The 24,461-nt window shown below is 45.3% G+C and carries 28 protein-coding genes; 16 read left to right on the forward strand and 12 right to left on the reverse strand.

All coding sequences use genetic code 11. The features are described 5' to 3' along the window. Window positions 1-43 precede the first annotated feature (43 nt). Window positions 44-1,027, reverse strand: coding sequence for a hypothetical protein (locus KO501_RS01225; RefSeq protein WP_252728052.1), 984 nt, complete (start codon window positions 1,025-1,027; stop codon window positions 44-46). 64 nt (window positions 1,028-1,091) lie between these two features. Between KO501_RS01225 and KO501_RS01230 the strand changes: the two genes are divergently transcribed. The 16 genes from KO501_RS01230 (at window position 1,092) to KO501_RS01305 (ending at window position 15,111) form a co-directional block, all read left to right on the forward strand. Further along, window positions 1,092-2,489: a radical SAM protein gene (locus tag KO501_RS01230; protein ID WP_216027823.1), complete on the forward strand. Its 1,398-nt coding sequence runs from the start codon at window positions 1,092-1,094 to the stop codon at window positions 2,487-2,489. 10 nt (window positions 2,490-2,499) lie between these two features. Further along, window positions 2,500-4,125, forward strand: coding sequence for a DUF1223 domain-containing protein (locus tag KO501_RS01235; RefSeq protein WP_216027824.1), 1,626 nt, complete (start codon window positions 2,500-2,502; stop codon window positions 4,123-4,125). 139 nt (window positions 4,126-4,264) lie between these two features. Then, window positions 4,265-4,858, forward strand: a complete 594-nt coding sequence (locus KO501_RS01240; protein WP_216027825.1) for a VTT domain-containing protein — start codon at window positions 4,265-4,267, stop codon at window positions 4,856-4,858. Next, window positions 4,842-5,972 carry a D-alanine--D-alanine ligase gene (locus tag KO501_RS01245; RefSeq protein ID WP_216027826.1) on the forward strand — a complete coding sequence of 377 codons (1,131 nt, stop codon included), beginning with the start codon at window positions 4,842-4,844 and terminating at the stop codon, window positions 5,970-5,972. The genes KO501_RS01240 and KO501_RS01245 overlap by 17 nt, the downstream gene beginning before the upstream one ends. Before the next feature lie 15 nt (window positions 5,973-5,987). Next, window positions 5,988-6,536, forward strand: a complete 549-nt coding sequence (locus KO501_RS01250) for a hypothetical protein (protein WP_216027827.1) — start codon at window positions 5,988-5,990, stop codon at window positions 6,534-6,536. A gap of 1 nt (window position 6,537) precedes the next feature. After that, entirely contained in the window at window positions 6,538-7,296 is a 759-nt protein-coding gene (locus KO501_RS01255) for an NRDE family protein (protein ID WP_216027828.1), read from the forward strand. A gap of 47 nt (window positions 7,297-7,343) precedes the next feature. After that, window positions 7,344-7,790 carry a YHS domain-containing (seleno)protein gene (locus KO501_RS01260; RefSeq protein ID WP_216027829.1) on the forward strand — a complete coding sequence of 149 codons (447 nt, stop codon included), beginning with the start codon at window positions 7,344-7,346 and terminating at the stop codon, window positions 7,788-7,790. 17 nt (window positions 7,791-7,807) lie between these two features. Beyond that, complete coding sequence (locus KO501_RS01265; protein ID WP_216027830.1) at window positions 7,808-8,260, forward strand: hypothetical protein; 453 nt, start codon at window positions 7,808-7,810, stop codon at window positions 8,258-8,260. Then, complete coding sequence (locus KO501_RS01270) at window positions 8,261-10,045, forward strand: GNAT family N-acyltransferase (protein ID WP_216027831.1); 1,785 nt, start codon at window positions 8,261-8,263, stop codon at window positions 10,043-10,045. It begins immediately after the preceding gene. 77 nt (window positions 10,046-10,122) lie between these two features. Continuing rightward, window positions 10,123-10,503 (forward strand): glutathione S-transferase N-terminal domain-containing protein, encoded by a 381-nt coding sequence (locus KO501_RS01275; RefSeq protein ID WP_216028176.1) that lies wholly within the window; start codon window positions 10,123-10,125, stop codon window positions 10,501-10,503. 141 nt (window positions 10,504-10,644) lie between these two features. Further along, a complete protein-coding gene (locus KO501_RS01280) occupies window positions 10,645-11,481 on the forward strand; it encodes a rhodanese-like domain-containing protein (protein WP_216027832.1) in 837 nt (278 codons plus the stop codon). A 3-nt stretch (window positions 11,482-11,484) separates the two neighbouring features. Beyond that, the gene (gene cobB / locus KO501_RS01285) at window positions 11,485-12,213 is read left to right on the forward strand and encodes a Sir2 family NAD+-dependent deacetylase (RefSeq protein ID WP_216027833.1); all 729 of its coding nucleotides are present in this window, start codon (window positions 11,485-11,487) and stop codon (window positions 12,211-12,213) included. Window positions 12,214-12,216: 3 nt separating this feature from the next. Further along, window positions 12,217-12,849, forward strand: a complete 633-nt coding sequence (locus KO501_RS01290) for a LysE family translocator (protein ID WP_216027834.1) — start codon at window positions 12,217-12,219, stop codon at window positions 12,847-12,849. Window positions 12,850-12,945: 96 nt separating this feature from the next. After that, on the forward strand, window positions 12,946-13,692 hold the full coding sequence (locus tag KO501_RS01295) for a hypothetical protein (RefSeq protein ID WP_216027835.1): 747 nt from the start codon (window positions 12,946-12,948) through the stop codon (window positions 13,690-13,692). Further along, window positions 13,685-14,470, forward strand: coding sequence for a glucosaminidase domain-containing protein (locus KO501_RS01300; RefSeq protein ID WP_216027836.1), 786 nt, complete (start codon window positions 13,685-13,687; stop codon window positions 14,468-14,470). Before KO501_RS01295 ends, KO501_RS01300 begins: the two co-directional genes overlap by 8 nt. A 20-nt stretch (window positions 14,471-14,490) precedes the next feature. Beyond that, complete coding sequence (locus KO501_RS01305) at window positions 14,491-15,111, forward strand: DUF2987 domain-containing protein (protein WP_354667804.1); 621 nt, start codon at window positions 14,491-14,493, stop codon at window positions 15,109-15,111. 8 nt (window positions 15,112-15,119) lie between these two features. Here KO501_RS01305 and rssA read toward each other — a convergent pair whose 3' ends face one another. The 11 genes from rssA to ccoO form a co-directional block, all read right to left on the reverse strand. Then, on the reverse strand, window positions 15,120-16,025 hold the full coding sequence (rssA, locus tag KO501_RS01310) for a patatin-like phospholipase RssA (protein ID WP_216027838.1): 906 nt from the start codon (window positions 16,023-16,025) through the stop codon (window positions 15,120-15,122). A gap of 5 nt (window positions 16,026-16,030) precedes the next feature. Then, window positions 16,031-16,975 carry a tRNA 2-thiocytidine(32) synthetase TtcA gene (ttcA, locus tag KO501_RS01315; protein WP_216027839.1) on the reverse strand — a complete coding sequence of 315 codons (945 nt, stop codon included), beginning with the start codon at window positions 16,973-16,975 and terminating at the stop codon, window positions 16,031-16,033. A gap of 93 nt (window positions 16,976-17,068) precedes the next feature. Further along, on the reverse strand, window positions 17,069-17,989 hold the full coding sequence (gene uspE / locus KO501_RS01320; RefSeq protein WP_216027840.1) for a universal stress protein UspE: 921 nt from the start codon (window positions 17,987-17,989) through the stop codon (window positions 17,069-17,071). A gap of 94 nt (window positions 17,990-18,083) precedes the next feature. Continuing rightward, complete coding sequence (gene fnr, locus KO501_RS01325) at window positions 18,084-18,821, reverse strand: fumarate/nitrate reduction transcriptional regulator Fnr (protein ID WP_216027841.1); 738 nt, start codon at window positions 18,819-18,821, stop codon at window positions 18,084-18,086. A gap of 26 nt (window positions 18,822-18,847) precedes the next feature. After that, a complete protein-coding gene (locus KO501_RS01330; protein ID WP_216027842.1) occupies window positions 18,848-19,516 on the reverse strand; it encodes a sulfite exporter TauE/SafE family protein in 669 nt (222 codons plus the stop codon). After that, entirely contained in the window at window positions 19,509-19,700 is a 192-nt protein-coding gene (gene ccoS / locus KO501_RS01335) for a cbb3-type cytochrome oxidase assembly protein CcoS (protein WP_216027843.1), read from the reverse strand. The genes KO501_RS01330 and ccoS overlap by 8 nt, the downstream gene beginning before the upstream one ends. 7 nt (window positions 19,701-19,707) lie before the next feature. Then, complete coding sequence (locus tag KO501_RS01340) at window positions 19,708-22,083, reverse strand: heavy metal translocating P-type ATPase (RefSeq protein ID WP_354667794.1); 2,376 nt, start codon at window positions 22,081-22,083, stop codon at window positions 19,708-19,710. After that, window positions 22,080-22,559 carry a FixH family protein gene (locus tag KO501_RS01345; RefSeq protein WP_216028177.1) on the reverse strand — a complete coding sequence of 160 codons (480 nt, stop codon included), beginning with the start codon at window positions 22,557-22,559 and terminating at the stop codon, window positions 22,080-22,082. Before KO501_RS01345 ends, KO501_RS01340 begins: the two co-directional genes overlap by 4 nt. 145 nt (window positions 22,560-22,704) lie before the next feature. Continuing rightward, entirely contained in the window at window positions 22,705-23,664 is a 960-nt protein-coding gene (gene ccoP / locus KO501_RS01350) for a cytochrome-c oxidase, cbb3-type subunit III (RefSeq protein WP_216027844.1), read from the reverse strand. Between the two features lie 4 nt (window positions 23,665-23,668). After that, window positions 23,669-23,842, reverse strand: coding sequence for a CcoQ/FixQ family Cbb3-type cytochrome c oxidase assembly chaperone (locus KO501_RS01355; RefSeq protein ID WP_216027845.1), 174 nt, complete (start codon window positions 23,840-23,842; stop codon window positions 23,669-23,671). 1 nt (window position 23,843) lies between these two features. Beyond that, window positions 23,844-24,449: a cytochrome-c oxidase, cbb3-type subunit II gene (ccoO, locus tag KO501_RS01360; protein ID WP_216027846.1), complete on the reverse strand. Its 606-nt coding sequence runs from the start codon at window positions 24,447-24,449 to the stop codon at window positions 23,844-23,846. Between the last annotated feature and the right edge of the window lie 12 nt (window positions 24,450-24,461).

Consider the following 24,461-nt stretch of genomic DNA (forward strand, 5'->3'; position numbering starts at 1 on the left):
AAATTACTCGTTTTTTGATCCCCAAATGTTTGCTTTGTGTTTTTTAAAGAGAGGGGTGATGAAAGTGAAGCTGGGTATCGCACGTAAGTGAAACCACCGATTCAGTAAGGGTTAATTCTCCAATTTCTCGCCACACCGCTTTTTCAATGCCCGCTTCGGTATAAGGTGCGCCAGACAGTACCCAGGTAATCTTGTGAGCGGGATAATGAGCCAAAGCAAGTTCATCTCGAAAATCCTCCTTGTCTACTAACGGTGTTCCGGGCTTTAGTGATGCTTTTAGCCAGTAGGGACCATTGGCGGGCGTATTTTCTTTGTGCTCCCCTTGTTCCCACTTAACCTCTGTATCCGCTAATTGAGAGACGGGGCGAAATCGGGGGTTCGCTTTTTTTCCGCTAAATGCTCGATCCGCTTCTTCTAAATCCCTTTCCAAACGATAAGCGGTGAACAATTGACTAAACGGCGGCAGTTCACCTAGTTTGGGCTCGTTTGTCATGGGTAGGTTTGCAACGTGCTTCGTTTTGGTGCCACCAAGAGAGTGCATTAAAAAAATGTTTTCAGTTACGTCACTTTGCCCATCAAAGAAGAGCTTAATGGCGATGCCAAAGGCTCGCTTATCAGCTTGCTTGGTACCACTTAAACTTACTGACGCTCTGACAATCGCCGGGATATCTACTCGCGCACGATAAAGCCCGGTGTACGAGCTGCTTGGGTAAATTGTCCATGTACCGGCAAAGCAAATACCATTCGCTTGAAGTAGTTTCTGGTTGGAGGCTAATGCTACAAAATTAGCCTTTGATGACAATGTTCGTTTTGCGTGTTGTAACAGTAAGTTTTCGCCATTTTTATCGAACAGTTTCCGTGTCACCTTGTATTGGGGCAATCGGGAGTAAGGATCTGAAAAAACGCGGTCTTTGACACGCTTGAAAGCGGCTGCATTGGCGTATTTTGGGGAGGCACTTTCTGTGATTTGGGCATGAATGATGGTGCTATGGCATAAAACCAGCACTGTAAAAAAACAACGAGGCATGAAAGTATTCTTTAAGACGCTAGGTCTTAATTGATACTGTGTAGTTTGAAATAGGCCCATTGCGATGGCGTGTTCCCCTGGTACCACTAGAAATCAACAACTGGCTCATACCCAAAAGCGTATGGGTGAACATTTCACCCCCAATCAATTGCTAGGGCGTACCCACACCATTGGCTGCGTTGCTGTTGAAATCACGCAAAAATGTAATCTTGATTGCACCTTATGCTATTTGTCAGAGCATTCGCAAGCAGTTCGTGACATTCCTATTCAAGAAGTATTTAAACGATTAGACAGTGTGCTTCATCACTACGGCCCAGGAACGAGCGTCCAAATAACCGGGGGCGATCCTACCTTACGAAAGCGCAGCGAGCTTATCGACATTGTCGAATATGCCAATAAACTGGGCTTACATACTGCGCTTTTTACCAACGGCATTGCCGCAACACGGGAGCTATTAACGGCATTAGCCCACGCTGGGTTGAATGATGTGGCGTTTCATGTGGATACCACGCAAGAGCGTGAGGGGTACGCTGACGAGCAATCGTTAAACGACATTCGCAAAGCCTATATTGCCCGTGCCAAGGGGCTGGGACTGATGGTTATTTTTAACACCACAGTACATACCGGCAATTTTCATGAACTACCGATGATGGTAGATTTTTTTGTTAAACACGCACATGTGGTGAGTTTTGCTTCCTTTCAACTCCAGGCCGAAACAGGCAGGGGCGAGTGGGGAGCGCGCACCGATGTGGTCGATCCATTGACCGTTAAAGCTGCAATTGAAAAGACAATCAACAAAGCACTGCCGTGGGAAAAAGTGCGTATAGGGCACAGTGATTGTCACAGTTATATGCCCACCTTGGTTGCAGATAACCAAGTCTTTTCGGTTGTGGATGACGAGCAATTATTTGCCCAATTTATTAAAGACTTTAACCATATTCAAACCACGCGACAGCATGGAAAAGCACAAATAGCTTGGGATTACACAAAAGCATTATTAAAACAGCCCCAGTGGCTGTGGCTGCTGGCCAAAGCAACGTCAGCAAAACTCTTGGAGATGCGTGGAAGTTTAGTTAGAAGCAGAGGGCGGGTGCACAAATTATCTTTTTTTGTGCAAAATTTTATGGATGCGACAGCCTTACAACAAGACAGGATCGACGCTTGTTCTTTTATGGTGATGACGGCCGATGGCCCCGTTTCAATGTGTAAGCACAATGCACAACGAGACGAATACATATTAAAACCACTGACCTATACCAACCATCGCGGCCAAGTTAAGCAGTACCAACCTTTAGGAGAGCGTTACAAACAAGATAACGTGATACCCATTCGTCACCTCCCCACAGATAATGCAAAGGCAGTTCAAGTCAATAGCGAGGGGCTTTCAGTCACCTCCGAAGCGCCTAAACAAAGCAGCCCATTCAGCGCGGCCGATCACCAGCAAATACCGAAAAATGTATAAGGAATTAATTATGCAAAATCATTGTTTTTATCAGTATGGTCGCTATTTTGCGATTATTGCGTCTATATTAACCTTGTACCTTTTACCCATGTCACAAAGTAGCCATGCATCTGAAAATACTCAGCGTGGTGATAGCGTGGAATTGGCAGATGGGGTAGCGCTACAACAGGCTTATAACAAAGCCCTTGAAAATTGGGCCTACGTACTAAGCACCTATGTAGATGCCGAAGGTCGGACGGATTTTCAACACCTCGCTTTGGATATCCAGCCTCTGGAAAACATGGTGGCTTTTATTGGGTCAGTGAGTCCTGCTACAGCGCCGGAATTATTCACTTCAAAGCAGGCGGTGATGGCCTATTACATTAATAGCTATAATGCGCTGGCCATGTATGGGGTGATCGAAGAAGGCATCCCTGATGGCTTTACAAGTTTCTTTTCACGGGCTGGCTTTTTCAAGTTTCGTGATGTTGTCATTGGTGGCAAAACGACCAATTTATACGACTACGAAAATGACATTATTCGGCCATTAAACGAGCCCCGGGTACATTTTGCTCTCAATTGTATGGTAAAAGACTGTCCTCGTTTACCCCAGCAGCCTTTTTACCCTGACACCTTGGATAGCGCACTTGAAAAGGCCACTTACGAATTTTTTGCAAAGGAAAAACACTTTTATCTCGACGACAAACGCAAGCGGGTATATGTCTCTGCAATTTTAGATTTTTATACAGAGGACTTTGTTAGTTCGGGAAACAAGAAGGATTTGCCCCAATACATTAATCAATACCTTGAACAACCCATTCCAGCAGGCTACAAGGTTAAATATATGGATTACGATTGGCACATTAATGCCCAGCCGGAAACCACAGACCCTAATGGGGCGGTGAGCCAAGCGGGGGCCGCGGCTCCTGCAGGAAAAACAAGCACCACAATGGATAACACCGTTGAACAACCCTTGGTATTGACCAGTACACCCAATCAAACCACATTTTTAGAGTTATACACCTCTGAAGGTTGCAGTAGCTGCCCGCCTGCTGAAAAGTGGATTTCAGGGTTTGTTGATAGTAAGAAGCTATGGACCGAGCTGGTACCGATAAATTTTCACGTAGATTATTGGGACAACTTAGGATGGAAAGACCCTTTTTCCAACAAAGCGTTTAGCCAACGACAAAGCAACTACAAACAATCCGGTAAGGCCAACATTATTGCCACTCCCGGATTTGTATTAAACGGAAACGGATGGAATGGATGGTTTCGCGGACAGGCCATTCCCCAGCGTGTTGCCCCTCTATCTGGCGAGCTTAGTGGGGCGGTTGCAAACCAATCCATAGACGTATCTTTTGATAACGTCAATGTAAGCCCTGTTCAATCCCCATTGATTGTTCATGCTGCGCTACTGGGGTTTGGCATTGAATCCTTCGTCGGTGATGGTGAAAATGCAGGGCGAAAGTTGGCCCATGACTTTGTTGTTATTGGCTATGAAAACCAACGCTTAAGCAACGAATCTGAGCATTTTTACGGGCAATTACCTTTACCGGTGAACCCCCAAATAGACACCACCCGTAAAGCGCTGATCCTTTGGGTTTCTCAGTCAACGGATCCTACGCCTATTCAAGTTGCAGCATCGTGGTGGGGATAACATCAGCTTATCTGATATGTATTTTATCGGCACATTTGCGTCGGTGGGCGTAAAGTTAAATTTTTATGAAATTTTTATTGTCTGACTGCTATCTTATAAAGAATCGAAATATTTTTTTAATGTTGTTTAAAGGGCCAATATGGAGTTTGCAACGTCAATTCAACGTTGGATCTTAGAAGATGCCCACTCTACGTGGCTCCTATTCGTTGGCATCATTTTACTGTCTTACCTACTTGAAGATCTCGCCATTGTGACTGCAGCGGCAATGTCTTCAAGTGATACGTTATCTATGCCGCTAGCAATCTTGGCCATATTTTTAGGGATTGCTTCTGGCGACTTAGGGCTTTACTGGTTAGGAAAATTAGCCCGTAAAGGGAGGCGCTTACGTTTTTGGTTGTTAAAAAACCAAAGATCGCGGGCTATTCAAAGGCGTTTAGTGCATCGCGCATTCGGCCACTTATTTATTATCCGATTCATTCCCGGATTACGAACCATTGGTTTCTCTTTAAGTGGTTTTATTAACGTACCTTTCTGGGTTTTTACCTCGGCGGTATTGATGGCTACTGCACTGTGGACAGGTGTTGTTTTTGGCGCGTTATATCAGTTGGGTTCAATTTCCATTGTTCAGCAACACGCACCGTTGTTTATTGCCAGTGGGCTAATCATTATGTGGTTAGTCAACCGAGCATTAAAAATGAATTTTAAAAGAGGGGCCCATGTTGCCACCAAGTAATATAAACGTTATTGGGCAGAGCTGTGTTAATGCTGGCTTGCCTCAATTAGCTGTTGGTAAGCGGGATATTTCACCGTTTGAGTTCATTCCTACCTGGCTCGCTTATACACCTGTTGTGCTACAAAGTTTGCTAATGGGGCTTGTAAGATTGGATTGGGCATTGCCCCTTTCTGCTAACCCTGCCATCAAGTTAAGTGGCATGGTAGGCGAGTCTAAAAATGACATTTTCGAAGCGGTAGGGCCTAGCACTAAAGCCTATATTTTACCCTCTTATACGGTTACCAAAGTGGAGGGTGACGATGGGGAGATCTTGTCATCAATTCTTCATGGGCTTAGTCAGCAAGGGCTGGCCTATCCATTGGTAGCAAAGCCTGATTTGGGGTGTCGAGGGGTGGGCGTTAAGCTTATCAAAAGTGATGAAGATCTTGCGGCCTATCTCGATACCTTTCCCCTTAACAGCCGTTTTCTACTGCAAAAAAAGTCAATGCATAAGGCCGAAGCCGGGGTGTTTTATGTGCGCCAGCCAGATGAAGAAAAAGGGCGGATAATCTCGTTGACCTTCAAATATGCAGCCAGTGTGATAGGAAACGGGGTTGATACACTGCAAGGGCTTATTGAACGGGATCCTAGAGCCGGTAAATTAGCGCATTTGTATCTACCACGGCATCAAGCTGCGCTTGATTGGATTGTGCCTAAGGATGAGGAGTTTCAATTAGCCTTTGCCGGTAGCCATTCTCGAGGCTCTATTTTTAAAAATGGCAATGGCTACATCACAGCTGCCATGGAAGAAAAGCTGAACAACGTACTAAAGGATTTTGATGGTTTCCATTATGGGCGTTTAGATATCAAGTTTGATGACATTCGAAACCTCATGACAGGAGGGGACTTCGATATTCTTGAGATTAACGGTGCTAGCAGTGAAGCCGCTCATATTTGGGATAGTGAAGCAACCCTTAGCGACATTTTTTCAACCTTAATGTATCAATACCGCTTACTTTATCAAATTGGTTATAAGCAGAAGCAACGAGGTGTAAAAACCCCTTCAATCAAGCAGTTGCTTTTGGCGTGGCAAGAAGAAAAGCGGCTTGTCCAGCATTACCCTATTACAGATTAGCCTTTGAGAGTCGTGATGAAAACAATTCAAATACAAAAAAAGGCGAATTATCAATCGTCAGTTTCAACTATCATTGCAGGTTGTGAAGAGGTGCTTAATCAGGGCCTTGTGTTTTTAAACAATCTGTCGGAGAAAGACTATACGGCGCTATGTAGCCCTCACTTTGAAAGTTCAATCGGTGAGCATTTTCGCCATTGGCTCGATTTATTTCATTCCCTAGAGCGGGCTGAAGATAAAATCGATTACAACCTACGTCGCCGAGGGCATAAAGTCGAAAGAGACATTGAAATAGCCAAAAGAGAAATCGATTCGCTACTCATTTGGCTAACTACCCTTAACGAGACGACGCTAGATGCATCTATCAAAGTTGAACTGGAAACCTTAGTTTCACTCACCAGTATCAATGAGGTTACTTCAACATTAGGCCGAGAGTTGAGTTTTGTGGCGCTACACGCCACCCATCATTTTGCCATGGTTAAACTTGCGGCGTCATTAATGGGCGTGAAAGCGTCTGGCAATTTTGGCGTTGCCCCGAGCACAGCCAGTTTTAGGCGGGCTCAATAAGATGTGTACATTAAGTTGGCAGCAGGATGAATGTGGCAATATCCGTATTTATTTCAGTCGCGATGAGCAACGGGTTCGACAACAAGCCCTAGCGCCAGAAACGTTTTTAATTGACGGTGTTAAATGCACCATGCCTATAGATCCCGAAGGGAATGGCACCTGGATAGCCGTGAATGAATACGGCATCGCCATATGTTTACTCAACTACTATCAAGGGGATAAACCTGAAGGTACCCTTATCAGCCGCGGCGCATTGGTTAAGCACCTAGCCAGCGTAACGTCCTATTCTGAAGCAAAGGCCCGCCTGAACAATTACCCATTACAACATACCGCCCCTTTTTCCATGGTGCTTTTGTGTCGTGACTCAGTCTCACCAAAGGTTCAGCGTTGGGTGTGGGATGGCCGGGATTTATCCGTGGGTGATGTGGCGCCCCCTTTAGTGTCAGCCGCAAAATATTTTGATGAAGCCTATAATTATCGTAAGCAGCTTTTTGATGATTTAACTAAAAAACTGCCTCGCAATGAAATAGGTCCACGTTTTCATCGGTCTTTTAATACACACTCGCCATTTCTTTCTCCTCTAATGGTCAGAGAGGATGCAAGAACCGTGAGTATAACCACGGTTTTGCTCTTTGATGAGGAGCAACAGATGCATTATGAGTCGATAGATGAGCACACCCTAGGGTTGGTTACGAGTCGATACGGTGATATGCAGCACGAAAAACAAATATTGGCTGTATGCGAGACCGAACAGGCCTGATTGATTGACTAGAACTCAGGCTAGAACAATACCTATAGGACATTTGAATGAAAAAATTAATCACCTTATTTATCGCGCTAATTGCCTTTAGCGCAGTGGCAGAAGATGAAATTTATACGGGGTTTTTCAGTAATAAAGCGGTGGGAGGTTACGATACGGTAGCTTTCTTTTCACTTAACGAAGGGGATAAGCCGGTAAAAGGAAGCAGCGAATGGAGCACGGAGTATAAGAATGCCGACTGGTATTTTTCTAGCGCAGAGAATTTAAGTAAGTTTAAAGCAGATCCAGAGCGATACATGCCCCAATACGGTGGCTATTGCGCATGGGCAGTTTCTGCAAAAAATGACTTTGCGCCTGGCGATCCACAGTACTGGGCAGTGGTAGATGGAAAGTTATATTTGAACTACAACCAGAACGTAAAAACTGAATGGGATGCAGCGCGAGCACGACATATTGTTCAGGCAGACCTTAATTGGCCCACTTTAATTAAATAAATTCAGAGTAAATAAACATGAAAAAGCCATCGTTAAAAATTGTACTTTCCATTTTCGTTGCCTTTGTACTTGTTCAATCCTTGATTTTTAAGTTTTCGAATTCTTATGAAACCATGCATATTTTCAATACGCTAGGTGAGTGGTCTGGGTTCGCTTGGTTTGGCGTGTATGGGGGTTACATGGTGGGAACCGCAGAGTTAATCGCGACGGTACTGCTATTTAGCCGCTTCCATAATGTGGGGGCGCTGATGACAGTTGGCATCATCACTGGCGCTATCTTTTTTCACTTATTTACCCCGTTAGGTATTGTTATGCCAGAGTTTGATGGGGCTGGAAATATTGTAGGAAAAGACGGTGGCACCTTGTTCATCATGGCCTGTTTGGTTTGGTTAAGCGGCATGACCTTATTAATTAAGGGGTTGAAAAGTGAAGACCCATTCATCGCCGGTTTCGGGCGTAAAGGTAAGTAAATGACGGCTATCCCGAGTCCATTCAAGTTACCGAGAAAGACGCCTTTTGGTATTGGCGAAAAGGTCATTGAAAAGGTGTCAGGCTTGTCTAGGCTCAACACCATTTATCAAAGCCAGCCTTTTTCGAGGGAGCCCTTTACCTTTGTAGAAGAAGTGCTGGAGCAATTGAATACAGACTATTCACTTAACGGCGGTAGCCTTGAAGACATTCCTCAAACAGGTCCGCTAGTTGTGGTTGCCAATCATCCTCTTGGTGGCTTAGAAGGGGTTATTCTGGCCAATTTAATTGGAAAAGTGCGTCGTGATATTAAAGTGCTTGCCAATGAGGTGCTAGCGCGGATTCCACAACTCACAGACTTGTTTATTGGTGTAGACGTATTTGAAACTCGGTCCTCACGGGTCAAAAATGCCCGTGCAATTAAAGAAGCACACCGCCACCTAAGTGGCGGTGGCGTGTTAATCGTCTTTCCCGCAGGTGAAGTGTCCTCTTGGCAATCTGCCCATGGGCAAATTACCGATAAAGACTGGAGTAAGTCTATTGGTAGTTTTGTCAGGCATTCTCAAGCCAGCGTGATGCCGGTGTTTATTGGGGGAATGAACAGTCGTATGTTTTATCAGGCAGGCAGAGTGCACCCTATACTTCGGACCCTGTTACTGCCCCGTGAGTTAACCAATAAATCGGGTATAACTACGTCTGTTTTTATGGGGGACGTTATTCATGCTAAAGAACTTACGAAATTGGCCAGTGATAAGTGTATTGCGGACTATTTGAGACTAAACACCTATTTGCTTAATGCCCGTGGCACTGATGAATCCTTGCAGGATAAAAACAAGGCGAATAAGGCGTTTTACGCCACGCCTGTGATCCCGCCCATCGATAAAACACAACTAGCTGATGAAGTTGAAGGGTTAGACACCAGCGATTTACTATTAAAGCAGGGCGATTATGAAGTTTACTGCGTATCTTCTCACCGCATACCACTGTTACTGTCTGAAATAGGCAGAGTGCGAGAAATCAGTTTTCGCGAAGTGGGTGAAGGGAGCGGTAAAGCCTGTGACGTAGATGAATACGACGCCTCTTACTTACAATTATTTGTTTGGCAAAAACACAAGCATGAGGTCGTGGGCGCCTACAGACTCGGTATCACAACGCACCTTACTGGCCAAAAAGGAATTGAAGGTCTGTATTCACGAAGCCTGTTTAGTTACGATTCAGCCTTCGTAAAAAGCATGGGAAACAGCATTGAAGTCGGGCGCTCTGTGGTGGCACCAGCCTATCAACGTCATCTTCAGCCCTTGTTGATGCTGTGGAAAGGTATCGCTCACTATGTTGCAAAACATCCTGAATATACCCACTTATTTGGGCCGGTCAGTATTAGTAATGACTATAGCCCCATCGCAAGACAATTAATTGCGTCCGTTATGTCCGTATCTCATTACGATAATGAAAAGGCTAAACTCGTCCAACCCACGACGCCTTTAGCGCCACCGAAAAATATGTTTTGGCGTTCGGATATGTTGTCGTCGTTAGGCGACGTGAGTTTGTTTTCTAAAGTGTTGTCCCGTTTAGAGAAAGGCCCTGGAATACCTATTTTGTTGAAACAGTATCTTGGATTAAATGGAAAGCTCGTCTGTTTTAACGTTGATCCGGCCTTTAACAATGCGTTAGACGGCTTGATTGTGGTCAACCTCACCCAAGTAAATCCCCGTACGTTAGGGAAGTATATGGGCAAAGAAGGCGCTCAGCAGTACTTACAACATCATCAGCAGCAAAACGGTAGATAAACACTCAAATCAGCGAGAAATTTATACTGCTATAGGTTTATACTATGGCTCCCGATTTTTCTGAGTTGTTGAAGTCTATGTCTATTATCATTAATCTTATTCGCAATGGTTTAGGTTGTATCATTGCGTTTTTTGATCTGATCACCCGTCCTAGAAAAATGCAGCGTAGTGCACAAGCACAAGCTAGCGTAGAACAAGCCCTTAGCGGCATGGCCCTATATCAGTTTTTTGCTTGCCCCTTTTGTATTAAAACTCGCCGTGCTATGCACCGTTTGAATTTACCCATCGAAACCCGCAATGCCAAAAAAGGCGCGCCGTTTCGCGTGGAACTTGAACAGCTTGGCGGTAAAGCAAAAGTACCGTGCTTGCGTATCTCACAAAATGGCGAAGATACATGGATGTATGAAAGCAACGACATTATTCATTATCTTGAAGAGCGCTTCGGTTCGGTACGCTAATTGAGCACGGGTGACTGTGTTGGTGATTGGTTTTTATCATGGTTTCTTTGTTTGATAAGACAATTGGCTGTATTTTTGCGGTGAATGTTCGTATAGTGTTGTTCTTATGGAGTTCCATGTGCAGTCTACAGTGTTAGCGTTATGACTAAAATTCTTATCTCCCCCGAAGCGTTACAGCATCAACGTGAGCATAGTCCGGTCACGGTATTGCGGGCGCTGATGTCCGATCCCGTATCGGGAGCGAAAGATATTGAGCATGAACAGCGTATCCCTGGGGCGATTGATATCAATATCGACACCGAGGGCAGCGAGCACATGGATCCGAACCCCCACGCCATGTTAAGCGCAGAAAAAATGAGCGTTTTACTAGGTAGTAAAGGGGTTTCCAATGGGGCCGACGTGGTCATTTATGATAATCGTGGCATGTTTAGTGCCCCACGTTTGTGGTGGATGTTAAAATCTATTGGGCATGAGCGGGCACATTTATTAGATGGCGGCTGGCCTGCGTGGCATGGGTTTAGTCCTGTTGTTCATAGCGGCCATGACGAGCACACCCGCAATGCTACATACCACTTACAAACATCATCCAATCGTCCATGGTTTGTTAATGCAAGTGATGTGGTCGCGCTGCTTGGAAGCGACACCCAAATTATTGATGCACGAAGTGCACCGCGGTTTAATGGCGAAGTTGACGAGCCCAGACCGGGATTACGTCGCGGACACATTCCCGGTGCCGTTAACATACCTTTTCCATGGTTATTAAATGATGGCAAATTTAAATCGCTGACCTTGTTGCAAGAGGTTTTCGCCCAAGTAGGCGTTGATTTGCAAAAGCCCATTGTCTGTAGTTGTGGTTCAGGGGTTACTGCTTGTATTGTTGGCGTAGCGGCTTTGTTATGTGGCGCGGTTGATGTGAAAGTCTACGATGGTTCGTGGGCAGAATGGGGCGCTAAACCTCATTTACCGGTGGAGGAATAACAGATGAGTAATGGGCCTCGAGTCGTTATATTGACAGGTGCTGGGGTGTCCGCAGAGTCGGGCCTTAGAACCTTCCGTGATAGTAACGGGTTATGGGAAAATCATCGCATAGAAGATGTGGCCACGCCGGAGGCGTTCGAAAAAGACGCTGAACTTGTGTATCGCTTCTATAATGCCAGACGCGCCCAATTACAACACCCTGATGTGACCCCCAACGCAGCCCATGCTGCGCTGGCAAAATTAGAAGGTCAGTTAGGCAAGCAATTTATGTTAGTCACTCAAAATGTGGACGATTTACACGAACGAGCGGGAAGTGAACGGGTAGTGCATATGCACGGTAAATTGCTTTCAGCCCGATGCACTAGCTCAGGTAAAAGTCATGCATGGGATGACGCGTTTGACGAAACCACCCCCTGTCCTTGTTGTACGCCGGCGGCGATCCTGCGTCCGGATATTGTGTGGTTTGGGGAAATGCCACAACAAATGGACGAAATTATTCTTGCTTTAACCAAAGCTGATTTATTTATTTCCATTGGTACATCTGGTCAGGTTTATCCTGCCGCCGGGTTTGTACAGGTAGCCAAAGATAGCGGTGCTCGTACGGTAGAACTTAACCTTCAGCCCAGTGATCGCTGTGATCTCTTTGACGAATCCTACCATGGGCCAGCCTCGCAAGTGGTACCTAATTTCATTAACAGTTTAATGGAAGAACTCTCAGTTTCTGTTGAATAGTGTATGTCTGTTTATCTTAACGAATTTCTAACCATTGCATTAATTCATTTAGTGGCGGTGGCCAGTCCTGGCCCAGATTTCGCCGTCATTGTCAGGCACAGCATCTCCTATGGCCGCAGAATCGCTTTGTATACAAGTATCGGCGTGGGCTTAGCCATATTTTTGCATGTGGGTTACTCCCTGGTTGGGCTAAGTATGCTGATTAAGACTACGCCATGGTTATACACGACGTTTAGTTACGCAGCGGCAGGCTACCTTATTTACCTTGCCATCGGTGCATTAAGAAGCGGTCCCCCCGTTGCTACCACACAAGCTAAAGGAAATGAGCCCTCTCACAAGGTTAGGATTTCTGCTACTAAAGCCATAGGGGTAGGTTTTTTAACCAATGGTTTAAATCCTAAAGCTACCTTGTTTTTCCTGTCACTCTTTACCGCCATCATCAATGTGGAAACCCCGTTTGTTATTAAGGTAGGGTACGGCGTGTATTTGGCGCTAGCCACCACCTTGTGGTTTTGTTTCTTGTCCTATTTGCTCAGTACCAGTAAAGTCGCCAAACTCATCGGTGAAAAAGGGTACTGGTTGGATAGAACCATGGGGGTCATGCTTATTGGCTTAGCGGTTAAATTGGTGTGGTGATCTCAAAATGTCACGGCTTAGAAAGCGGCCTTGGGGATAGGGTCTAACTTCGTCTTAGGGTATACTAGCTGGAATTTATTAGTATTAAAGGTTCCTGTGTCCGAATTTAACCCCCACGATCAACAAATGCCTAAATCGTTGCGTCATCAACTCATTCAACCTAATGGTCGATTTAATTACTCATGGTTGGCTAAAACGGCTTTTACCGTTTTAAAGCGGTCCTTTTGGCCGCTTTTTCAGGCTTGCTTGGCCGTTTTCTTTATCGTGGTCGGCGGCGCATTATTATTAGTTAGCGTGTTTCCCGTGTCGGCCTTAACCAATATGCCGCCACAGCAACAGGTGGTTATTGATATTGTATCGGTATTGATTTTTGCCCCTCTGACAACAGGCTTGTCGGTAATGGGGATTAATGCCATACGTGGTAACACAATTAATAGTGCTCAGGTACTTCGCTATTTCCCCCACGTATTAGTGTTAGCGTTAGCACAGTTGCTGATATCGGTACTGACGCAGTTGGGTTTTGCACTGCTAATTATTCCCGGCTTGTACATACTTATGGCTACCACCTTTACCTTGCCGCTTATAGCCGATAAAAACATGGGTATGCTGGCAGCGTTAAAGCAGTCTGTTACCGCCGTTAATCAATATTTGCTGTCTTTCATTGTTCTTTTTGGGGTTTTTCTCGTATTGTTTTTAGTAAGTATTGCGAGTTTTGGTTTAGCCCTGCTTATCGTTATGCCGTTTTATTTTGTAGTAATGGGCATCATATATAGCGCGTTATTTGACGATCATCCTTCGCAAGATAATTTATCTAAGCCTCAGGAGCTAATGTTTGATGCATAAACGGGAAACCGTGAAAATTGTATTGATCACCATTGCAATCTTACTGGTGATTGTCATTAATGCTGTGATCATGTCGTTAAAAGAGCCTGACATCCTGGATGCACCGACCACGGAGCATGCCTCTCGTCCGGTTCCAGACTTCGCTGAGATTTCTGATATTAACGAGAAGAAAAAAGCTTTTTTTGCCTACTTAAAACCCGAAGTAGAAAAGCAAAATGAATATTTGTTATCCCTACGTCATTACATTCAGACGCTGCAACGGAATATATCCCTTGGTAAAGCGTTAACTGACGATGAACAAGAAAAGCTAGCATGGTTGGTAAAAGAATATAAAGTGAGTGCCAATGACCCGATAAACGCGCAAATAGAAGAGCTATTAAAAAAAGTGGATATTTTGCCTGTGGAATTGGTGTTAGCACAAGCCGCGAATGAGTCGGCTTGGGGGACCAGCCGATTTGCACGGGAAGGCTATAACTTTTTTGGTTTATGGTGTTTCAGTAAAGGATGCGGCTTTGTGCCTTCTCGGCGTACCGAGGGTTTAGAACACGAAGTGGCACGGTTCTCAAACCTTTCAGAAGCAACTTATACCTATATGCGTAATTTAAACCGGCACAATGCCTATAACGAATTGCGTAACATACGCAACACCCTGCGTGCTAACCAGCTTCCTGTGACTGGTGTGGCATTGGCCGAAGGATTGATGAACTATTCTGAACGGGGCATTGCGTATGTTGAGGAACTGCAAGCAATGATCCGGTACAACAAGGAGTATATGTAACTGTGTTTAAGGCTGCTGCGATATTGGTCACCCTTTGTTGCGCATTTCCCAGTTTTGGTGAAGTGCTGCACGTGGAATACAGTCGGTTTTATAGCCATACGAAAAAACTCGATAATGAAGACACTCAAGCGTTACAATTTGCATTTGGTTTTTTACGGGTTGGTGAAAATAGACTGTGTGAAATTAACCACGCTCAAATTGTGACGGATAAACAAACCTTGCCACTTGAGGTATCAGAAGAAGGGCGATTTACCGTTCCCACTGATAAAGTATTAAAAATGGCACAGGCAATGGTGGAAGTTGATTTAGTTGAGGCGGCAAATCTTTGTGATATGTCGGTACAATTAGAGACAAAACCCGAGTACTTGAAGCTCGCTTACAGCCAACAGGATCTCAATTTTCTGTTAGAGCAGTACCGTGCGTTTTTTAATGCTATGGGCAGTTTTCTATCGTTCATGATGCCGTCAGTGGAAGGGTTATCCTTTCAGTTTGAAGATAAGCATTTAACCACCGCACCTACAGAACAACAACCCTCGATCACGATGGGAACCCTGACATTATCTGAAGCCTGGATCAGTGATCACGATGAACTTACTTTGCCGTTAACGCCAATCAGGGTAACGGCAAAAGCGAGCAAATAAGCAGCGGGTTACGCTTCGTTTTCAATTACAAGCTGGTATTGGATCTCTTCAGCTAAACGACTCACCGTGCGCTCGCCTTCAAGACAAAGCTCTGTGGCACGGTGGAACTCCATCAAGCCTACGTCAGACAAGTGGGGCTCGATAAGGACATCCGGTGGATCGCCGGCAAGACGGGAACGTGTCACTCTGGCTTGTAGGATTTCTAGTGAGCTACTCATCACACTTAAGATCCCTGGCGGATCCATCTTTTCATCCTTACCTTCAGGTGAAAACCACTGTCTTACAATATTCGACCCCTTAGAAAAGAAGTCATCGGTTTTCTTTTGGATCTTTTCATGCTCCACCGTAGGTTTATCTAAGCGTTGAGGCTTAAAATCGGCGTTTAGATTAACGGCAATAACAAAATCAGCGCCCATTTGTCGGCACAAATTAACCGGCACCGGATTAACCACCGCGCCATCGACTAACCATCGCCCATTGTGGGCCACCGGACTAAATAGGGCTGGGATAGCGCAAGAAGCTTGGATACAACTGCCTACGGGCCCATTGTTAAACATCACTTCACGACCTGAATAGAGATCCGTTGCGACTACCGCAAAGGGCTTATGCATTTCTTCAAATGTTGAGGCGCAAAATTCTTCGGCAAGTTTAGTAAATACCTTTTGCCCACTCGCAATGCCGCCTTTACGTATTCCTACGCCCATAAGAGAAAGTATTTGCCATTCAGTGAGGGAACAGGCCCATTCTTTTAACGGTTCAAGTTTGCCACTGGCGTAGGCTGCCCCCACATACGCGCCAATGGAACAGCCCGCTACAATATCTATTTTCACTCCCAGTTTTTCCAACGCTTGGATGATCCCAATGTGAGTCCATCCTCGCGCTGCACCGGCACCTAGCGCCAAACCTATTTTCATGGGTATTATTCCGTTAAGTTTACAATCTGTACTGCAGACCCGTCGTTGGTTTCGGAGCTTGCGTTAAAATCGGGGGCATCAAAGGCAAGATCGCCATCTGCAACGGGTGTTCCTTGCGCTTTGATACTATGAAAATCGTACAGGGATTTATCAGCAAGGTGGGAAGGCGCCACATTCTGTATCGCCCTAAACATAGATTCGATACGGCCCGGATACCGTTTATTCCAGTCTTGTAGCATCATTTTAATGTTCTGTCGTTGCAGATTATCCTGTGAGCCACATAAGTTGCAGGGAATGATAGGGAAGTTCACGGCATCGGCGTATCGTTGAATATCTTTTTCGCTGCAATAGGCGAGGGGACGAATAACAATATGTTCGCCATTGTCGCTGACCAATTTAGGTGGCATCGATTTTAACTTTCCGCCGTGGAACATATTCAAAAACAAGGTTTCTAGCATGTCATCCCGATGATGACCCAATGCTATCTTAGTTGCGCCTAACTCCTTTGCCGTGCGATACAAAATACCGCGCCGTAACCGCGAGCATAAAGAGCAGGTGGTTTTGCCTTCAGGAATTTTCTCTTTAACTATGGCGTAAGTGTCTTCTTCGACAATTTTATAATCGACGCCTAATTGTTGGAGGTATTGGGGAAGAATGTGCTCAGGGAAGCCCGGTTGTTTTTGATCGAGGTTAACGGCCACAATATCAAAGTGTATGGGCGCAATTTTGCGCATGAACAATAAAATATCCAACATCGTGTAGCTGTCTTTACCACCAGACAAGCACACCATAACTTTGTCTTGATCTTCAATCATTGAAAAGTCACTGATGGCTTTACCGACGTTGCGACGCAAACGTTTCTGTAATTTGTTGAAACTGTATTTTTGTTTACTGCTTACACTGTGAGTCGATGGACTCAAAGGGGAAGGAGTTGGGGATGTTTGATTCATGATGATAGACAACAACGACGATTAACCAAAACGCCATTATACAAAAGCAGGTTGCTGGCCGCCATCATCATGTGGTGGCGGCCGCAAATTTATTTAGTGAACAGGAGACACAAAGCCATCAGGTTTAATGGCTAAAACGTCACAGTTTATGTTGTCGATAACCTGCTCTGCGGTGTTACCGATAAAAGCCGCAGATAGCCCCGTTCTTCCCACAGTACCGATGACCACCAGTTCGGCGTCGATGTTTTTAGTTACCTGTTTGACCACATTTTCCGGTACACCTTCCATCACATGGCAGTTGGTCATGCTGATACCAAAGTTAGCACTGTGGGTTTCCATATTTTGTAAGTGATGGTTGCGCACAGAATCGTAATAGGTATCTGGATTAAAATCCGGAATTTCAATGGCAATATTCAAAGGCGTAGACGGGAAGGCGTTCACCAAGTGAACTTGTCCGCTCAACAGGTCGGCATAGTCTTTTGCTATGGTGGTGACCTTGTCGTTAAGTAAGGCGTGGGTTTTATCTTCAGTGCCTACATTTACGGTGGCGACAATATTACCGTGTTCTGGCCAGCTATGATCTTTAACGAGCAGTATGGGCATGGGGCATTTGCGTAATAAGTGCCAGTCAGTAGGAGTAAAAATTATAGAGGCAAGATCATTGTGATTACGGGTGGCTTTGATGACAATATCCACATCGTGCTCAATGGCAAATGCGATAATGGCTTCATACCGGGTATCGCTCCACACCACGTTAAGGTTGATGTCTACATCTTTAAACCCAGTAAAGTGGGTGGTGAGCCATGTTTCCCTTTCTTTGAGAATCGCTTCGCGCATGGCCTCTCGCTCGGCCCGTGTCAACATGGTTGTCATATCGTATGAATGGTCGTACACCACTAAGATGGCATCAATAGCGGCGCCGGTTTTTTCGGCAATTTCCACCGCTCGGCATAAGGCTGGTTGTTCCGTCGTATCAGGGTGAACAACGGCAAGAATTCGATTGTAGGTGATCATAACGCTTCTCCTTAGAAAAGCCGGTAAATTGACTTCCACTATCAGTATAGGAGGTTAGGAAAAGCGCGGATTGTTTTAGATCAAACTTTAACGATTACTCAACACAGGTTGTAGGAATATCCATAGCGTGTAGCTTGTTATCCATAGCGGTAAAATCAAGTATTGTAATCAGTTTACCGTCAACTTTTATGATGGCTTCTTTTTGGAACCGCGTTAATAAACGGCTAATGGTTTCTACCGTTAGGCCAAGATAGTTACCAATTTCATTTCGCGTCATACTTAAATTGAATTGACGATGGGAAAAGCCTCGCTCTTCAAATCGCCCAGATAAGTGGGCTAAGAAATAAATTAAACGTTCCTCGGCAGTGCGCTTATTTAACAGCATCATCATCTCATGATCTTGTTTGATTTCAGCACTCATAAATCGCATGATCTGATGACGTAGCTTAGGAAACTGATCGGACATAGAGTCGATGGTATCGTAAGGAAGCTCACATACCATCGCGGTTTCAAGGGCTTGAGTATAGCTTTGATGAACATCGTCTCGCAGGCCGTCAAAACCAATGATGTCTCCTGGGAAATGAAAGCTAATAATTTGTTCTTCGCCGTCCTGATCCGTTACAAAACTTTTAAATGACCCCGCACGCACGGCATATAGCGATTTAAACTTATCCCCAGCTTCAACAAGGGTATCGTTTTTATGTAAAGGCTTTTTACGCTCGATAATATCGTCGAGCGATTCAATTTCTGTTTTATTGAGGGCTACGGGAAGACACAAATGACTGAAACTACAGTTTTGGCAGTGAATCGAAAATTCCGTTCGCTTTTGCATAGTTGGTTACCGTAAGTGCGAAAATTCTAATATAGTGTAAAGAGCGCGCGCCAAATTAACAAGCCTGCATAGAATAAAAGGCTGAGTGCAAGTACTTGACGTAAAATGGGGTGCTTTAATCCCTTTGCTAGCCAATCTGCACCTGCTGAAGCTGCTAGTAGCGTAGGTAACGTACCAAGACCAAATCCGGCCATAATAAGCGCGCCATTGCGTGTACTGCCAGAAGCCAGCGCCCAAGTTAGCGTTGAATACACTAGACCACAAGGAAGCCAGCCCCATACCATGCCATAGGGTACAGCGTAAAGTGGTGTCTTGAAAGGGAAAAAGCGCTTAGAAAACGGTTGGATGAACTGCCATAAGTGCTTGCCAGAGGCTTCTAATTTGACTAAGCCATGCCACCAATTTCCAAGGTAACAGGCCATGGCAAATAACATAAACCCACTAAACACGCTAAGTACAGGCCCGCTGATGGGGATCCATTGGGTTGCGATCTGTCCCAGAGTACCGGTAATGGCGCCGGCAAAAATATAACTGGATATACGACCAAAGTTATAGGCCAGTGCATAGCTCCATTTAGGGTAATTTGCTGAAGAAGCAGTAGAAAATGCCACCACAATACCGCCGCACATCCCAATACAATGAATGCCGCCGGCTAAACCTACTAAAAATGCGGATAGAAAAGACAGATCATTCATTAAGCTTTTTACGTTCTTCAGCGAGTTTTTTTTCTTCGGGAGGTAAGTCATCGTCGTATAAGATGCTATAGCCTTGACGATCCAAATCATCAAATTGATTCGACTTAACCGCCCAAAAGAAAATGGCTATGGCGATAGCGACAATAATAATGGCCAGAGGAATGAGAACGTAGATGATGCTCATAAAAGTTTCACTTTAGCAATTTGGTTGAATTGGTCACAACGATGATACTGCTTAAACTCATGCCGATAACCGCCATCCATGGGGTGAGTACGCCAGAAACTGCGAAAGGCAGCACCAGTATGTTATAGCCTAGCGCCCAGGCCATGTTTTGCTTAATAGTCATATTAACACGCTTAGCGAGTTTAAATAGCTCAGGAATGGCCGCCATTTTATCGCCCAATAAGATAACGTCGGCGGCGCTTTTCGCCACGTCTGTCGCGTTCCCCACAGCAACGGCAATATCGGCAGCGGCAAGTACAGGGGCATCGTTAATACCGTCTCCTAGCATCATAATGCGGTTTCCGGCCTGTTGGCGTTGCAATACGAAGGCATATTTTTGTTTTGGGGTGTTACCGCCTACGGCCTCGTTAATGCCCAGTCGTTGTGCCACTTGGGACACATTTTCTTGGATATCACCACTTAACAGTATCCGATGCTTATCGCTAAACCCGTTAACAAGGCACTGGGCATCGTCTTTTATTTTATCGGCAACCTGAAACCCTGCCAGATAGTGGCCGTTGCAACTGATAAAAACATTTGCCTTTGGCAATGTGGGGGGCTTACCCAAACAGGCATAATTTGCCGTACCCACACGATAAACATCCCCGTTGATGATGCCGGTAATTCCCTCACCAGAATGTACGGTAAAGTCGCTTACCGGTAGGGTGGTATTATGCGTAAATGCGCCAGCGATGGGGTGTTCTGACAAGGCTTCTAACGAAGCCATAATGGCTAATACGTGATCCTCCTTAGCATTCGCCGCCAACCATATTTGTGATATGGCGAAGACACCTTCAGTGAGGGTGCCGGTTTTATCGAATATGACCGTATCGACTTGGCTTAATTGTTCTAACGCATCGGCCCGTTTAAGTAATACGCCCCGACGGTTTAAGTAAGCCATCGCACAGGTAAGGGCAGAAGGGGTCGCCAGTCCCAAGGCACAAGGGCAGGTGGCGACCAGTACTGAAATGGTGATCCAAAACGCCTGTTCGTTACCCAACCAATGCCATATCAAAAAGGTAGAGGCGGCAATGAGAAGTACTGCAAAAACGAAGATGCTAGCGAGTTTATCCGCTAACTGTGCGACTCGAGGCTTACTTGCCATGGCTTTACTTTGAAGGCGTATAATTTGGTTAACTAAGGCATTTTTTAATGTGTTGGTGACCTTGACCGTGATTGTACTGTTTTGATTAACCGTGCCTCCGTAAACCCTGTCGCCGACTATTTTTTTGGCGGGCTTAAATTCACCGGTTAACATGGATTCATCGATGGTGGACTTACCGGCGATAACGATACCGTCAATGGGCACGGTTTCTCCTGCCTTAATGGAGACCACATCATCAGTTTGTAATGATTTTGCCAGTACTTGTTGTTGTTCACCGTTACGCGTAACCTTGGTGGCAGTAACCGGGATATATTGCATCATATTGGCCGATATTTCTGCAGCCTTATGCCGGCTTCTATGTTCTAAATAGCGACTGAGCAATAACAAGAAGATAAACATACAGATAGATTCAAAATATACCTCTCCTTGCTGTAGTAAAGTGGCTTTTATGCCGGCCATATAGGTACCAAATATGGCGATGGATACAGGTACATCCATATTTACCGTTTTGGCGCTCAATGCTTTCATGGCGCCTAAATAAAAGGTACTACCGGAATAAAAGACAACGGGCGTGGTCAATGTAAGGGCAACCCAATGAAAATAAGTACGGGTTTCTGCCGCCATGTTGCCAAGCCAGTCAAAGTATAATGCGGCGGCAAGCATCATTACCTGCATGGTCATGATGCCGGCTAGCCCTAATTTTTTGAGAAACTGTTTATTTTCTTTTTTGTAAGATGCTTCGTGCTGATCCGGTTGGAAGGGCAATGCTGGATAGCCTATGCGATGTAGGGTTTCCATAATTTGACTTAAACTTAGTTGGGCAGGCAGCCATGTCACAAAAGCCCGTCGTTGAGCCACATTTACGGAGACCTGACGGATCCCTTTTACTTTCGATAATTGCTTTTCAATTAACCATCCGCATGCTGCGCAAGTAATCCCTTCAAGGGTTAATTCAATTTGTTTTTCATCCCCGTCGTCCACCACAAATTCTTCCTGCAGAGCGGGTTCGTCGTATACGGCGAGCTTTGCCATGGTGGACAGTAGGGCATCGTCACCTTTTGCTGCAGGCGCGGTACGAAAGCGGTAATAATCTTCTAAACCATTATCAACGATGGCTTGGGCTACCGCTTGGCACCCAGGGCAGCACATAGGGCGAGGTTCACCAAGCACACACGTGGTGTAAACCTGTTGCGGGTTGTTTTTTTCTCCGCAGTGGTAGCAATGTTCAGTTTGGGTCACGGATTAAAACTAACTGGCTGGGAAAGAGGTAACAATAATGTGTTTTGAATTTTCCATTCTTCATTTAATGGCGACAAGGTAACGCGCCATTTACCTTCTAATGGGCGTTCTGCTACGCCTCTATATACGCCAGCAGCATCCCGGGTAAGAAGTAACGAGGTATCAAGTGCTTCAAGTGTGACATGATAAAATGTGATCAGAATGGCCGAACCATCGGCAGGGATTCCAGAATGAAACGTCACCGCTACGCGGTCGCCGTCAACATTTAATTCTGTGGTAATGTTGAGTGTTTTCGCCCTGGTCTCTTTGTCTAGTGACGCATTGATGGCTTTGCCTTCTTTATAATAGTCATCAATCACCAAGCTATCTTGGGTGGAAGTGGCAAAATACATTAACACGCCGCCCATGATCACCGTTATCACAGGAACAAATATTAAAAACCAAGGCCAAAACTGCTTATACCATGGGGTATTTATCACAACGGCTATCCATCCTATTACAACAATTGAACGTTTTAAAAAAAGAAAATTTAACCTAACAAAATGTCAGTGTGAAATAGTAAACGGTGTATTTTCACATAAAAAAGCCCCGACAACACGGGGCTTTTAAGGTCACATACGATTAATGAGATAAACTATACACGTAGGCAGCGACTACATGAATTTTGTCATCGCCTAGGGTTTGTTTAAACGACGGCATCACACCGTTACGGCCGTACACCAAGGTGTCAGTAACCGAACGTTCAGAAGAACCGTATAGCCAGATATTGTCGGTTAGGTTAGGTGCGCCCAGCATCTGGTTGCCTTTTCCGTCCATACCGTGACAGGCTGCACATACCGCAAAGCGGGTTTGGCCTGCAGGGATAAGGGCTTCCATCTCTGGCGTTTGCTCACGACCACTAAGGCTTAACACATAGGCGACGGTTTCTTTAATTCCGTCTTCGCCCATGGTGGCTAACCAAGCAGGCATGGCCGCTTGACGACCCAAGGTCAGTGTTTCTACAATTTTAGCGCCGCTACCACCGTATAACCAATCATCGTCGGTGAGGTTAGGGAAGCCTACATTGGCGCCACGGGCATCAGAACCGTGACACTGAGAGCAGTTTTGTAAGAACAAACGCTGTCCAACTTTTACCGCTTCTGGATCTTTTGCCAGTTCTTCAACTGGAATTTGTGCATAGGCTTCAAAAATTGGATCGTATTCTTCTGCTGCTCTGTCTAGTTCGCGGTCATACGCCACTAACATTCCTGCCTCTTTAGCATCAATCCTGGCTTGGGCTGACTCTTCTAGAGACTGGATATTTTGATTCGAGCTTTTCCAACCCAACAAACCTTGGAAAGATCCTAGACCCGGGTAGAGGGCCAAATAAACAAACCCCCATACAATACAAACGTAAAATAAAATGGTCCACCAACGGGGCAATTGATTGTTAATTTCTTCAATGCCGTCGAAAACGTGTCCCATCCCTTCGCCTTCTGCAACACCTGTTTTGTTGGCCAATGTCCAACGCAACAAGATGAAGCAGCCGATTATGGTTCCCAGCGTAATCACTGAGATCCAGATTGTCCAAAACATGCTCATGAGTTCAAGACTCCTGCTTATCTTTTTTTGATTCTTCTTTCACTTCATCGGCGAAAGGAAGGTTAGCGGCTTCATCAAATTTCTTTTTGTTGTGACCGCTAAAAGCCCACCAGACAACGCCGATAAAGCAAACAAATACGACGACAGTAAATATGCTGCCAATGATTCCCTGATCCATATTATTTCAAATATGTGCCGAGGGACTGAAGATAGGCAATTAGGGCGACCATTTCGGTTTTACCCTGAACTGCTTCTTTTGCACCAGCAATATCTTCGTCGGTGTAAGGCACTCCAAAACCACGAAATACCGTCATTTTTGCCGCTGTGTCTTCACCGGTAAGCGTATTTTCTGCTAACCATGGGAAACCAGGCATGTTCGATTCAGGTACGACGTTACGAGGGTTCAGTAGGTGGACACGGTGCCATTCGTCACTGTATCGACCGCCAACCCGAGCTAAGTCAGGCCCCGTACGTTTTGAACCCCATAAAAAAGGATGTTCCCAAACTGATTCACCGGCGACAGAGTAATGACCATAACGTTCCGTTTCTGCACGGAAAGGACGGATCATTTGACTGTGACAACCAACGCAACCTTCACGAATGTAGATATCGCGACCTTCAAGTTGCAAAGCGGTGTAAGGCTTAAGGCCTTTCACCGGCTCCATAACCTGTTGTTGAAACATCAACGGAGTAATTTGCACCATGGCGCCTAAGCTGATGGCCACCAAGATAAGAACCGTCAGTAAACCGACATTTTTTTCGACTAACTCATGTGGATTTTTCACTACGACTCTCCC

It is taken from the genome of Alteromonas sp. C1M14, from assembly GCF_018860965.1.
Classification (GTDB): Bacteria; Pseudomonadota; Gammaproteobacteria; order Enterobacterales; family Alteromonadaceae; genus Alteromonas.